This window comes from Streptomyces sp. NPDC053541, assembly GCF_044544705.1.
Taxonomy (GTDB): Bacteria; Actinomycetota; Actinomycetes; order Streptomycetales; family Streptomycetaceae; genus Streptomyces.
This window is the reverse complement of record NZ_JBITXM010000011.1, coordinates 259058-271562: the sequence shown is the minus strand read 5'-3', so window position 1 is coordinate 271562 and position 12505 is coordinate 259058. Positions and strand designations below refer to the sequence as shown.

Annotated in this window: 12 protein-coding genes; 1 reads left to right on the top strand and 11 read right to left on the bottom strand. The window is 73.0% G+C overall.

The genetic code is table 11. The features are described from left to right. Positions 1-71 precede the first annotated feature (71 nt). Positions 72-614, top strand: a complete 543-nt coding sequence (locus ACIGW2_RS27865; RefSeq protein WP_391655540.1) for a DapH/DapD/GlmU-related protein — start codon at positions 72-74, stop codon at positions 612-614. A gap of 41 nt (positions 615-655) precedes the next feature. Here ACIGW2_RS27865 and ACIGW2_RS27860 read toward each other — a convergent pair whose 3' ends face one another. From ACIGW2_RS27860 to ACIGW2_RS27810, 11 genes are all read right to left on the bottom strand, one after another. After that, on the bottom strand, positions 656-2104 hold the full coding sequence (locus ACIGW2_RS27860) for a PQQ-binding-like beta-propeller repeat protein (RefSeq protein WP_399846732.1): 1449 nt from the start codon (positions 2102-2104) through the stop codon (positions 656-658). A gap of 121 nt (positions 2105-2225) precedes the next feature. After that, a complete protein-coding gene (locus ACIGW2_RS27855; protein WP_399846731.1) occupies positions 2226-2954 on the bottom strand; it encodes a 3-keto-5-aminohexanoate cleavage protein in 729 nt (242 codons plus the stop codon). A gap of 108 nt (positions 2955-3062) precedes the next feature. Beyond that, positions 3063-4226, bottom strand: coding sequence for a GNAT family N-acetyltransferase (locus ACIGW2_RS27850; RefSeq protein ID WP_399846730.1), 1164 nt, complete (start codon positions 4224-4226; stop codon positions 3063-3065). Further along, on the bottom strand, positions 4223-5470 hold the full coding sequence (locus ACIGW2_RS27845) for an MFS transporter (RefSeq protein ID WP_399846728.1): 1248 nt from the start codon (positions 5468-5470) through the stop codon (positions 4223-4225). Before ACIGW2_RS27845 ends, ACIGW2_RS27850 begins: the two co-directional genes overlap by 4 nt. Then, on the bottom strand, positions 5467-5886 hold the full coding sequence (locus ACIGW2_RS27840) for a thioesterase family protein (protein WP_391655535.1): 420 nt from the start codon (positions 5884-5886) through the stop codon (positions 5467-5469). Before ACIGW2_RS27840 ends, ACIGW2_RS27845 begins: the two co-directional genes overlap by 4 nt. Then, the gene (locus ACIGW2_RS27835; RefSeq protein WP_391655534.1) at positions 5886-7040 is read right to left on the bottom strand and encodes an acyl-CoA dehydrogenase family protein; all 1155 of its coding nucleotides are present in this window, start codon (positions 7038-7040) and stop codon (positions 5886-5888) included. The genes ACIGW2_RS27840 and ACIGW2_RS27835 overlap by 1 nt, the downstream gene beginning before the upstream one ends. Positions 7041-7077: 37 nt before the next feature. Further along, entirely contained in the window at positions 7078-8061 is a 984-nt protein-coding gene (locus tag ACIGW2_RS27830) for a 3-oxoacyl-ACP synthase III family protein (protein WP_391655533.1), read from the bottom strand. Next, a complete protein-coding gene (locus ACIGW2_RS27825) occupies positions 8061-9389 on the bottom strand; it encodes an aminotransferase (RefSeq protein ID WP_399846726.1) in 1329 nt (442 codons plus the stop codon). The genes ACIGW2_RS27830 and ACIGW2_RS27825 overlap by 1 nt, the downstream gene beginning before the upstream one ends. Before the next feature lie 70 nt (positions 9390-9459). Next, entirely contained in the window at positions 9460-10197 is a 738-nt protein-coding gene (locus ACIGW2_RS27820; protein ID WP_361581543.1) for an SDR family oxidoreductase, read from the bottom strand. An 11-nt stretch (positions 10198-10208) separates the two neighbouring features. Beyond that, positions 10209-11204, bottom strand: a complete 996-nt coding sequence (locus ACIGW2_RS27815; protein ID WP_361581545.1) for a hypothetical protein — start codon at positions 11202-11204, stop codon at positions 10209-10211. A gap of 46 nt (positions 11205-11250) precedes the next feature. Then, positions 11251-12498 (bottom strand): acetyl-CoA carboxylase biotin carboxylase subunit family protein, encoded by a 1248-nt coding sequence (locus tag ACIGW2_RS27810; protein WP_399846725.1) that lies wholly within the window; start codon positions 12496-12498, stop codon positions 11251-11253. Positions 12499-12505: the final 7 nt, after the last annotated feature.

The following is a 12505-nucleotide window of genomic DNA, read 5'->3' as shown; positions in this document are numbered from 1 at the left end:
CGTACGGGCCCGACCCGTCCCCCACACACCCCTGCGGGCGCCGCCCGCCCGTACACGGAGAGGACCGCGGCATGCCCGTCCCGCGTCTCATGCGCATCCACAGCCCCGAGTTCCAGGCGATGGCCGAGAGGGTCCTCCGGGTCACGGAGCTCACCTCCCGCCTGAACGTCCTCCCCTTCGAGGACGAGGCGGGCAAGGCGGCGCTCTTCGAGCAGATCCTCGGCAAGCCCCTCCCGCCGAAGGTCACGATCTACCCGCCCTTCTACACCGACCACGGACTGAACCTCGACCTCGCCGAGCGCGTCTTCATCAACCAGAACTGCACCTTCCTGGACTACGCGGGCATCCGCATCGCCCGGCGCGTGATGATCGGCCCGAAGGCCACCTTCATCACCAGCGGCCACCCGGTCGACCCCGAGGAACGCCGCCACTACCTCACCGGCGCCCCCATCGACGTGGCGGAGAACGTCTGGATCGGCGCCGGCGCCACGATCCTGCCGGGCGTCACCATCGGCCGCGACGCCGTGATCGCGGCCGGCGCGGTCGTGGCCGACGACGTCCCGCCGGCCACCCTGGTGACGGGCGACAAGGCGACCGTGCACCGCCAGTGGTGAGGCGCACGCCCCGGGAGCCGGTCAGCTCGGCGCCGCCGTCGTCAGGTGGCCGTGATCCCGCCCGGGGCCGTCTCGACGCGCAGGTCGTACGCGGTGAACGCCGCGGCTGGCGCGTCGAGGGTCGCCACCTCCCGAGGGCCCCGTACCTCTGCGCGGGGCGCGCTCAGTCGCGTTCGTAGGCCGTGAAGGGGCGGTAGGGGTGCTGGTAGGCGTCGTAGCGGGCGACGACGAGGGTTTTGGTGGGTGAAGATCGCGTCCGCGAGGTCGACGTCGTCGGGGAGGTCGAAGAGTTCGCGCCGGGCGCCCGTGGCCGGGTCGAGGACGTGGAGGCGGGCCTCACCCCTGGACCAGGCCAGGACGGTGAGTTCGCCGTCCTGGAGGAGGAACTCGCCGCTCGTGTCGCCGTCGAGGCGGTCGTCGTCGAGGGTGCCGCCCCAGACGGGTGAGCCGGTCGCGAGGTCGAAGGCCGTCAGGCGGAACTGGAGGCGGCTGTTCCGTACCCGGTGGCGGGGGGCGACGTAGAGCCGGGTGTCGTCGACCACCGCCGTGAGCCGGCTGTCGCGTGTGATCTCGCCGTACGAACCGCTGAAGTCGATGGGTGGGTTCGGGCGCCCGTTCCCGCCGAAGGAGTAGTACGCCCCGAAGTCGGAGTCCCCGGAGCTCGACGCGGCCACGACGACCGGCTCGGCCGCGAGGAAGGCCGCGCTCGTGTCCCACGGGACGACGGTGCGACCGCCGAGCGGGGCGGACCACAGCAGCGCGCCGGTGGCCGGGGAGAAGGCGGCGACGTGCAGTTCGGCCTCTCTCGGGACCTTGTCGCCCCAGGGGTTGTCGGTGCCGCCGCAGGCGAGGAGCGCGGCGACCCGGTGCGCGGCGACGGCGGACCGGCCCGGCACGCATCCCTTGGGGAGGGCGGCCTTCCAGCGGGGCTTGCCGGTGCGCACGTCCACGGCGCTCAGGTCGTCGTCCTTCGGGAACACGGCGAGTCCGGCGCCGGCGGACGCCTCCGGGGGCTGGAGCCTGAAGGAGCCGGGGTCGGTGGCGGAGTGGGTGCCGTGCCAGAGTTCGCGGCCGTTCCGCATGTCGAGGGCGACCACGGTGGCGCAGGCCTTGCCCTTGGCCGAGGCGGAGGCGCCGTCGGCGTCGCGGGTGAGGACGAGGACGGAGGCGCCGGTGTCGGCGGTGGCGTGGCAGACCGCCGAGCGGCCGGGCGGCGCGTACTCCCAGCGTCGTTCGCCGGTCGAGGCGTCGTATCCGCGCACCGCGTCGAAGCGGCTGTGGACGAGGGTGGCGCCGGACAACCAGGCGCCCTCGCCCTGCGGTTCGGCCTTGCGGTCCACGGGGGTGTCCCAGGCGACGTCCATGTCCTCGGCCCACGAGATGCCGCAGCCGGCGAGGAGCGTGCACAGGGCGACCAGGACCGCGCCCGCCCGGGCCGTGCGGCGCGCGGTTCTCCGGCCGGACGGCCGTTCGTGTACGTGCGTGGTCATGTCCGCTCCCCCCCGAGCGTCTTCACCGCCGGTGCTTCCCCGGGCTGTCCGGGGCCCACCGGCGGTGATCATTCTAGGAAGCCGGTCCCCGCCTCGGAAAGGCGTGGTCCCGCAGCCCCGGTCAGGCCCCGCCGCCCGCGGCGAGGAGCGCCCTGGCGGACGTCACCAGGGGGACGTTTCCGGTCGCCGTGGTGCCGTCCGCGTCGTGGAGGACGTCCTCCAGGCCGATGCGGGTGTGCAGGCCGAGGGTCGCCGCCAGGCGGAGGACCGGCCAGGCGCCGCCGTTCTCGCCGTGGAGGAGGATCGGGGGGCGGCGGGCTCCGCTCAGCGCGCCGAGGAGGGTCGCGGCGGTCGTGGGGGCGGTCGTCGGGTCGGGGTCGACGACTTCCGCGAGGACGCGCAGGACCCGCCGGGAGTACGGGGAGTCGAGGAAGCGGGCGGCCGCGTCGGTGCCGGAGTAGATGCCGGCCTCGATGCCGATGCCGCGTTCCAGCAGGGCTTCCGCGACGAGGTCGGCGCCCTTCTCGTGCCAGTTGACGGAGGCGTGGTCCGGAAGGACGGTCCAGGCGCGGACGAGCCGGGCCCGTTCGGCGGGGTCCGGGACGGCCCAGGCGCCGGTCGTGACGCCGACGGGGACGCCGGGGACCGCGGCGCGTACGCACCGGACGACCTCCGCGACGACGTCGGGGTCGAGCGTGTCCGTGCCGTCGGGCAGCTTGGGGTGGAGGTGGACGTCCTCGGCGCCGGCGGCGACCGCGGCGCGGGCCTCCTCCGCCAACTCGGCCGGCGAGAGGGGCAGCCAGGGGCATTCGTCGCGGTTGTGGGAGCCGTTCACACACACTTGCAGCATGCGGACGATCCTCGCAGGCGGCGCGTGCGGACCGCGGTATTGACCGGGTTGACCGGCGGCGCCGCTCGGCGGGGGAAGGGCCGGCCCGGGCTCCTCCCCCCCCGTGCGTCAGCGCAGCGCGCGCAGCGCGTCCCGTGCGCCCTGGCTCAGGGGCAGGATCCAGGCGTCCCGTTCCAGGGCACGGCAGCCGCGGCGCAACTTGACCTCGTCGGCCGAGATCGAGTAGTCGACGCTCGTGATGCCGTGCGCGTACGCCCATTGGACCGCGGCGTGGAAGACGGCGCCGAAGTAGACCGGCGTGCCGGCGCAGGCCTCCTGGTCGAAGCCGGCTTGCCGCAGGTAGAGCGTGTCGCCCTTGCGCACCAGGGAGACGAATCCGACCGGTGCGCCGTCGCGTTCGGCCCGCAGCAGCAGGGCGTCGGGGCCGAGGCGGTCGAGGTAGGCCCGGTGCAGGGCGCGGGCCTCGTCGACCAGGTAGTCGTTGCCGTACTTGGAGTAGAGGTCCAGCTCCAGCGGCACGATCCAGTCGATGTCGGCGTGGGTGAGGGGGGCGATGGAGTAGTGGACGCCGCTCTCGGCCAGCTTGCGGCTGTCGTGGATCTCGTTCTGGCGCCGCTTGCGGGGCAGGGAGGCGAGCCAGTCGTCCCAGCTGCTGCCCGGGAGGTCGAGGACGAAGGAGGTGTACGAGTCGACCCGGACTCCGCCGTGTGCGGCGAAGGCGGCGGCCAGGTCGTCGTCGGAGCGGTCGCAGTAGAGCGCGGCGAGGCTCGCCGCGCCGCGGGCGGCGGCCGCTTCGGCCGCGTGGCCGACCAGTCGCGTCAGCAGGGCGGCGCGGGCTGCGGGCCGCCCCGTGGTGAGGACCCTGCTGTGCCCCGGACGGCGTCCGCCGAGCAGGTACGCGGGGAGCACCGCCTCGGCCTCGACCTCTCCGAGGCCGAGCTGGCGGAGGAAGAGGTCGAGCCGGGCGTAGGGCCAGGGGTTGCTGTCGGCGTCGAAGCGGTACGCGGCGGCGAAGGCCGTCCCGTCGCCGTCGGCACCGCCCCGGCCGGCGCCGGTGCCGGCACCGGCGCCGTCGCCATGTCCGTCGCCGTCGCCGGCGCTGTCGCCGTCGACCCAGGCGTAGAGCGGCGGCTCCGTTGCCACCTGCTCCTCCACGCGGAGCCAGTCCCGGCTCGCGTACAGGTGGCCGGTCCCGCCGATGAGCGTCTGGACGGATGCCGGGAGTGCGTCGAGTGCCTCGGCGGAGGGCGCGGGGGCCGGGGGTGAGGTCATCGGCTGTCCTTTCGTGCGAGGTGGCGGGTGGCCGGAGTGACGGCGGTCATGACGAGGCCCGCGCCGGCCACGAGGACTCCGGCGCCGACGAGCACGGTGTGCGGTGAGGCCGCCGCTCCCACGACGCCGGCGAGGGCGGAGCCCAGCGGCAGCCCGCCGAACGCGAGGAGGCGGTAGGCCGCGGTGACCCGGCCGAGGAGGTGGTCCGGCACCGCGCGCTGGCGGTAGGAGACGGTCACGACGTTGACCAGGACGAGGAGTCCGGTGCAGACCATGCCGGTGACGACGAGCGGGAGGCCGGCGGTGAGTCCGGGCAGGGCGATCCCCGTGGCCAGCCCGCCGACGCCGAGGAGCATGCTGGTGCGGCTGCCGACCCGCCGGAGCACCGCGGGTGCCAGCAGTCCGGCGGCGAGGCCGCTGAGTCCGGCGGAGCCGAGCAGCAGGCCGAACTGCGCCTCCGTCAGGTCCAGCGGGCCGGGGCGCAGCGCGATCACCGGCATGGCGGTCTGGAAGGCGCCGTAGGCGACGTTGAGCATGCCGACACCGACGGCGTAGACGGCCAGCCGGGGGCGGGTGAAGAGGAAGGCGAGGCCGTCGCGGACGGTGGCGCGTGCCGCGTCGGCGGCGGGCCGGGGTGGTACGCGGGCGAGTCGTGCCGCCGAGAGGGCCGCCGCCAGGTAGAGCAGGGCGACGGCGCCGAACGCCCAGCCGAGGGCCAGGCCGGCCAGGACTCCGCCGAGCGAGGGGCCGAGGAAGAGGTTGGTGACCAGTTCGGTGGCCTGGAGGCGGCTGTTCGCGCGTTCGAGCTCGGCCTCGGGGACCACGCGCGGGGTGATGCTGTGCATCGCGGTGTCGCCGACGGTCTCGGCGACGCCGAGGACGAAGGCCACGGCGGCGAGCGCGCCCACTCCTCCGGCGTCGAGGGTCACCACGAGGGCGCCCGCCACGAGCATGAGGGTGCGGACGGCGTTGGCGACCAGCATCAGCAGCCGGCGGTCCATCCGGTCGACCAGGACGCCGGCGTGCAGCGCGACCAGGGCCCAGGGCAGGCGTGTCGCGGTGTAGACGACGGCCACCGATTCCGGGCCGCTGCCCAGCCGCAGGGCGGCGATGGGCAGGGCGACCTGGTAGATGCCGTCCGCGAGGGTGGCGCTTCCCGCGCTCCCCCACAGCGAGAGGAAGGGGTTCTCCCGCCGTCGGGGGGCCGGGCGGAGCGGAGGTGCGGTGGGCGGGGACGAGGTCACGGGCGCGCCTCGGCCGTCTCGCCGCGCAGGGCCTTGCGGTCGAAGCGCCTGACGAACCGTTCCCGGTCGATCAGGGCCCGTACGTGCGTGCCGCGGAAGACGACGTCCTGGGCGTCGCGGGCCTCGACCTCGAAGGTGAGCATGCCGTCCTCGGCCCGGGTGAGGGTGGCCTCGACGGTGACGGTCCAGCCGACGGGGGTGGCGGCGAGGTGGCGGGCGTCGGTGTGGGCGTAGCCGACGGTCATCTCGCCCTCGTCGAGGGCGTCTTCGACGACCTTCATGCAGGCGACCTCGCCGAGCCACAGCAGGACGGGGGTGGCCAGGACGGGCAGCTCGTTGCCCCAGTGGGTGGCACTGTCCTCGGTCCTGACGGTGTGGGTGTACGCGGCGCGGGCGCCGGTCCGGGGCGTGCGCATCAGGCCTGCCTCCTCGTGGCGAGCATCTGGTTGAGGATGTTCTTGCGCTGCATCTCGCTCGTGCCGCCGGCGATGAGGGTGCCGAGGGCGTCCTGGAGGTCGCGGCTGACGTCCCCGCGCATGTATCCGGTGTGGCCCTGGAGGCGCATCAGGTTCTCGGCGGCCTCGACCAGGCCTTCGGAGCCGATGAGCTTGGCGACGGAGCAGCGCAGGGAGGCCTCGGGGTCGCGGGCGACGAGGGCGTCGATGCCGGCGAGGGAGACGGCGCGGGCGGTCTCGATGGTGATGCGGATGTCGGTGATGCGGCCCTGGACGTACTGGTGGTCGAGGATCGGCGCACCGAAGGCCTCGCGCTCCCGGCTGAAGCGGAGGACCGCGTCGAGGCGCGGTTCCAGGTAGGCGGCGGCGACGAGCCCGTACAGGGCGCGGTCGAAGCTGATGATGTCGTAGAGCGTGGCGAGCCCCTCGCCCGGGCGGCCGAGGACGGCCTCCTCGGGGAGGAAGACGTCGTCGAGGTGGAGGGCGCCGGTGGGGCTGGTGCGCAGGCCGAGCAGTTCCTCGGGGGAGCCGCGCCGGACGCCGGGGCTGCGGAGGTTGACGAGGAACAGGGTGATGTCGCGGCGGCCGAGGTCGGGGATGCGGCCCAGGACGAGGGCGCGGTCGGCGACCGGGGCGTTGGTGATGTGGTCCTTGGTCCCGGTGAGGTACCAGCCGTCGTCCGCGCGGCGGGCGACGGTGCGCGTCCGGGCGACGTCGGATCCGCCGTGCGGTTCGGTGAGCGCGGTCGCGCCGATGGCTCCGCGCATGAGGGGAGGCAGGATGTGGCGGTGGTGCCAGGCGGTGCCGTGCTCGACCAGGGCGCGGACGAGGCCGGCGTGGGCGATCAGGGACAGGGTGAAGCCGAGGTCGTCGCTGCCGCGCGCGATGCCGGCGATGGCGGTGGCCAGGTCCCGCCAGGTTCCTCCGGTTCCGCCGAGTTCGACGGGCACGCCGATGCGCCACAGTCCGTCGGCGGCCATGCGCCGCCAGGCGAGGCGGTCGAGGACCTCGGCTTCGTAGGCCTGGACGGAGCGGGGGGCGACGTGGCGTGCGGCGAGGTCGGCGAACTGGTCCTCCAGGGCGAGTTCCTGCGGAGGCATGAGGGCGACGGTCACGGTGTGGTCCTTCGTGTGAGGGTGGTCGGAGTGGGGCTCAGTACCAGCGCAGGACGACGGCGCCGGCCGTCATGCCGCCGCCGACGGAGGCGAGGACGACGATGTCGCCCCGCCGGACGCGGCCGGCGGTGACGGCCTCGTCCAGGGTGATGGGGACGGAGGCGGCCGCCGTGTTGCCGTAGCGGTCGACGGTGAGGGGCACCTTGTGGGAGGGGACTCCGAGGGCGGCGCCGACGGCTTCGATGAGGCGGGCGTTGGCCTGGTGGGTGATGAGGTGGTCGATGTCCTCGACGCTCAGGTCGGCGGCGGCGAGGGCCTCCTTGACCACGGCGGGCAGGGCGTGGGTCGCGAAGTCCCAGACGCGCGGGCCGTCCATGCGGAAGCGGTGCCGGCCGACGTCGACGCCGTCGGCGGTGACCGGTTCGACGGCGCCGCCGGCGGGGATGCCGACGACGTCGAGCTGGGTGCCGTCGGCCATGAGGTGCGTGCCGAGCACCCCGTAGCCGTCGGGGACGTGTTCGAGTACGACGGCGCCGGCACCGTCTCCGAAGAAGACGCAGGTGGTGCGGTCCCGGTAGTCCAGGATCCGGCTGTAGACCTCGCAGCCGACGACCAGCATCCGCTCGTACTGGGGGAAGGTGTGCATCAGCCCGGTGCCGGACACCAGGGCGTAGATGAAGCCGGTGCACACGGCGGAGACGTCGAAGGACGGCACCGTGCCCAGTCCGAGCTTGGTCTGGAGGGAGCAGGCGGTCGCGGGCTGGACGTAGTCGGGGGACGAGGTGGCGACGATGAGGCCGTCGACCTGCTCGGACCGCAGGCCGGCCCGGGTGAGGGCGCGGCGTCCGGCGGCCGCGCCGAGGTCGGAGCTGACGGTTCCGTCGTCGGCGCGCCGCCGTTCGCGGATGCCCGTGCGGGCGACGATCCACGCGTCGGTGGTGTCGACGACGGCTTCGAGCTCCTGGTTGGTGACGACGCGCTCGGGCAGGAAGGATCCGGTGGCGCGGATGCCGATGCCCATCAGCGCTCCCTGGTGCCCTGGCCGGCCCGGTGTTCGGTGAGCACCTGCTCGTGGGCGTCGGCGAGGCGCTCGACCATGGTCTCGATCTCGGCCGGGGTGCTGATCAGGGGTGGCGCGAAGACGACGGTGTCGCCCATGGCGCGCAGCAGGAGGCCGTGGTCCGCGGCGGCGTCGAGCAGGCGCGGTCCCAGCTGTCCCGGGCCGAGGCCGGCGGCGGCCGGGTCGAACTCCACGGCGCCGAGGAGGCCGTAGGCGCGGACGTCACGGACGAGGTCGGCGCCGCGGAACTTGTCCAGGGCGTTGGCGAGGGTGGGGGCGGTGGCGCGGACGTGGCCGGGGATGTCGCGTTCCCGGACGATGGCGAGGGTCTCCCGGGCGACGGCCGCGGCCACGGGGTGGCCGGAGTAGGTGAAGCCGTGGCCGAAGGCGTGGAAGCGCTGGGCTCCCTCGGCGAGGGCGGCGCAGACCCGTTCGCCGACCATGACCGCGGAGATCGGCAGATAGGCCGAGGACAGGCCCTTGGCCAGGGTGATCATGTCCGGCCGGAGGTCGAACTCGGTGGTGGCGAAGAGCGATCCGGTGCGTCCGAATCCGGTGATGACCTCGTCGGCGATGAAGAGGATGTCGTGGCGTGCGAGGACCTCCTGGACGCGGTGGTAGTAGCCCGCGGGAGGGATGATCAGTCCGCCTGCGCCCAGGATCGGTTCGGCGATGAAGGCGGCGATGGTGTCGGGGCCCTCGTCGGCGATCAGGTCCTCGAGGCGGCGGACGAGCCAGTCGACGAACTGCTCCTCGGTCAGCCCGTGCGCGCAGGACGAGAGCGGGTCGGGGCAGTGGAGGCGCAGGAACTGCGGGAGGGGGATGCCGAAGCCGTGGTGGACGTGCGCGAGGCCGGTGGCGGATCCGGCGGCCGTGGTGGTGCCGTGGTAGCCGCGGTGGTGGGAGAGGATCTTGGTGCGGTGGTGCCGGCCGAGGCTCTGGTGGTAGTACCAGGCGAACTTGACGGCGCTGTCGTTGGCCTCGGAGCCGGAGTTGGCGAAGAAGGTGCGGCCCATGGGGATCGGCGCGACGCGGGCGAGGTCGTCGGCCAGCGCGAGGGCGACGTCGTTGGTGCGGTGGTTGAAGGAGCCGTAGAAGGGCAGCTTGGCCATCTGTTCGGTGGCCGCCCGGACGAGGCGGGGCTCGCTGTAGCCGAGGGTGACGCACCACAGTCCGGCGACGCCGTCGAGGTAGCTGCGGCCCTCGGCGTCCCAGACCCGGACGCCTTCTCCGCGGGTGATGACGTGGGGCGGGGTCTGCAGGTCGGTCAGGGTGTGGGGCTCGAGCATCGTGGGGGACGGTCGGTCGGACATGGGACTCCTGCCGTTTCTGGGGGTGGGAGTGCGGTGGGGCGGGGCTTCAGCGGCCGCCGCCGACGTCGAGCACCGCTCCGGTGGTGTAGGAGGAGGCGTCGGAGAGCAGGAAGCGCACGGCCTCCGCGATGTCCTCGGGGGTGCCGATGCGGCCGAGGGGGACGGTGGGCCGGAGGCGCTCCGGCCGGTCGGGGACGCCGTTGTCCTGGTGCAGGTCGGTCTGGACGAGTCCGGGGGCGACGGCGTTCACGCGGATGCCGTCGGCCGCCAGTTCCTGTGCGGCTCCCCAGGTGTGGGTGTTGACGGCGGCCTTGAGCGCCGCGTAGTGGACCCATTCCGTGCCTCCGCCGGTACGGGCTCCGGTGGAGGAGATGTTGACGATGGCGCCGCCCTTGCCGCCCCGGCTGGTCGCCATGCGGCGGGCGGCCTCGCGGGTGCAGAGCAGGACGCTGCGCAGGACGGACCGGTACGCGGCGTCGGCCTGTTCGATCCTGAGGTCGGTGACGCGGGCGAGGCCGCCGGTGGTGCCGGCGTTGTTGACCAGTGCCGTCACCGGGCCCAGCTCGGCGGTCGCCGTGTCGAAGAGCCGGATGACGTCCGCTTCCTCGGACACGTCCGCCCGTACGGCGAGGGCGGTGCCTCCGCCCCGCCGTATCTCCGCGGCGAGGGCCTCGGCCGGTTCGCGGCTGTGGGCGTAGTTGATGCACACCGGACGCCCGGTGGGGGCGAGCGTCCGGGCGATGGCGGCGCCGATCCCGCGGCCGGCCCCGGTGACGATGATCACTGCTGCTCCCGTTACCCGTTGACGACGCCGAACCGGTCCTCGAGGAAGAACTCCTCGAAGGCGTGGAGGCTGTGGACGTTGTGGGTCTTCAGCAGCCAGCGCTGCTTGAGGGAGTCGATGTCCTTGATCTCGTGGACCTCGCGGCCGTGGATGACGTGGTGGTTGGAGAAGGTCACCGAGTCGCCGGGGCGCGAGACGCGGACCAGCTTGTTGCGGTGGAGGGCCTCGACGAACCGGTCGAGGGCGCCCTGGGCCTCCTCGTCGAGCCCCTCGGTGCGGCCCTCGAAGACCTTGGCGCCCTGTTCCTCGATGAGCACCGGGTGGTCCTTGGCCCGGCCCAGCTTCACCCGGGAGTTGGTGGTCGAGACGTCGTCGAACGGCGTGTAGAAGCGGGGGGACCTGAGGATCTCGACGTCCCGGTCGCTCAGGTCGCGCACGGCGTGCTCGGTGATGGTGAACGTCGAGTAGACCTCGTTCTCCGGCGTGTCGCGCAGGGTGAGGGTGTTGACGAAGTCCGGGCAGACGAAGTGGTTGGTGAAGTCGCGGTGGAAACGGAGGGTCTTGAGGGTCTTCTGCGACTGGGAGTCGAACATCGACTCCTTCGGGTAGATGTCGTGGAAGAAGTCGCCGTCGTTGACGCTCAGGTGGCCGATGATCTCGGTTCCGGTGAGGATCGCGTAGAGGCCGAGGAAGCCCTCGCCGACGAAGCTCTTCTTCAGCCGGTACTTCTCCCCCACCGGGTCGGCGCTGGTGAAGCGCGGGAGTTCCGGGTCGATCGGCGCGTTGCCGATGACGACGAACGGCTCCTGGGTGAAGTCGCGGAGCATGGACGCCTCGCAGAAGTCCACGAAGCGGGTCGGGAGCCGGTGGTCGCCGCGCAGGGTGGCGAGCTCGTCCATGAAGGCGTCGAAACCGGAATAGGGGTGCGCGGTCACCTCGAGCAGGGCGTCGCGCAGGTTCCGGACCTCGGTCTCGGTGAAGACGAAGTCGTAGTCGATGAACTTCATTGCCTCTCCTTGGATCGGGCGTGCCCCGGCCGGTGCGGGCCGGGTGTCATCGGGTGATCAGGGCGGTGTGCCGGTCGAGCCGCTCCAGGTCGCGCTGCAGCGCGTCGAAGTCGTCGTTCCAGAACAGGACGGACGCGGCGAAGTCCCGGATGTCGGTGGGGTCGGTCAGGTGGTCCCCGACCGCGACGTTCCAGGTCCAGCGGTGGGACGAGTCGAGCGGGGGCCGGCGGAGTTCCACCACCTCGCCGGCGCGCTTGGGGAAGTAGGCGAAGGCGGCGAAGGGGCCGGGCCGGGCGGGGGCGTGGACCTCTTCCCCGCGCTGGAGCCTGAAGTGGGCCTCCTCGATGTCCAGGCCCCAGCGGATGCGTCCGGTGGCCGGGGCGAGGGCGGCGGGGGCGCGTGCCGCGATCTCAAGGAAGACCGGCTCGCCGGCCGGGGTGACGAAGACCTCGTGGTGGAAGACCCCGGAGCGCGGCTTGCCGGTCAGCGCGTCGAGGACCTGCCGGTTGAACGAGGTCAGCCGTGCGTGGTGCTCGTGCGCGTCCGGCAGGGTGAAGGTCGCGCAGATGCGGCCGTCCGCGTACTCGTGGCAGGGGTGGAGGTACTGGTTGACGCGGACGTGGACGATCTCGCCGTCGTGGACGGCGGTGTCGACGTGGTAGAGGGTGCCCCGCAGGAACTCGTCGACCTCGTAGACGTATTCGTCGGTGTGGCTGCGAGCCCAGGCGCGCAGCTCGTCGAGGGTGTCCAGGCGTGCGGCGCCGACGCTGCCGGACTCGTTGACCGGTTTGACGAAGGCGGGCAGGCCCACGGTCCGGGCGACGGTCTCCGGGTACGTGTCGGGGTCCTCGCGGTAGGCGTCGGCGTCCCACCGCGTGTGGCGTGGCATCCTGACGCCGCTGTCGCGCAGCGCGGCCTTCATCGCGAGCTTGTCGGTGAAGGGTGCGAGGCTCGCGGGCAGGTCGCCGGGGATGCCGAGCTTCTCGCGGACCTGCGCCACGGTGCCGAGCGCGTATTCGTCGTGGCAGAGGAGACGGGCCTGGGCGGGGTCGAAGCCGCCGTCCTCCAGGAGGCGGCTGACGGCCTCGGTCACGGCCTGCGGAGCGAAGTCGTCGAGGACGACGATCCGGTCGAACACGTCCTCCCGGCCTCGTGCCGTGAGTTTCTCCCGGTGCGCGGGGCTGACGATCAGGGCGGTGGTGCGGTCGGGGCGGGCGAGGACCGCCGGGTCGATGCGGAACGAGGCGATGTGCTGAACGACGATGTCGATTCTGGCGACTGAGGAAGCGTTCATTCCCGGA

Coding starts and splice junctions, on each gene's coding strand:
- ACIGW2_RS27865 (WP_391655540.1), top strand. CDS start 72: ATGCCCGTCCCGCGTCTCATGCGCATCCACAGCCCCGAGTTCCAGGCG.
- ACIGW2_RS27860 (WP_399846732.1), bottom strand. CDS start 2,104: ATGACCACGCACGTACACGAACGGCCGTCCGGCCGGAGAACCGCGCGC.
- ACIGW2_RS27855 (WP_399846731.1), bottom strand. CDS start 2,954: ATGCTGCAAGTGTGTGTGAACGGCTCCCACAACCGCGACGAATGCCCC.
- ACIGW2_RS27850 (WP_399846730.1), bottom strand. CDS start 4,226: ATGACCTCACCCCCGGCCCCCGCGCCCTCCGCCGAGGCACTCGACGCA.
- ACIGW2_RS27840 (WP_391655535.1), bottom strand. CDS start 5,886: ATGCGCACGCCCCGGACCGGCGCCCGCGCCGCGTACACCCACACCGTC.
- ACIGW2_RS27830 (WP_391655533.1), bottom strand. CDS start 8,061: ATGGGCATCGGCATCCGCGCCACCGGATCCTTCCTGCCCGAGCGCGTC.
- ACIGW2_RS27825 (WP_399846726.1), bottom strand. CDS start 9,389: ATGCTCGAGCCCCACACCCTGACCGACCTGCAGACCCCGCCCCACGTC.
- ACIGW2_RS27815 (WP_361581545.1), bottom strand. CDS start 11,204: ATGAAGTTCATCGACTACGACTTCGTCTTCACCGAGACCGAGGTCCGG.
- ACIGW2_RS27810 (WP_399846725.1), bottom strand. CDS start 12,498: ATGAACGCTTCCTCAGTCGCCAGAATCGACATCGTCGTTCAGCACATC.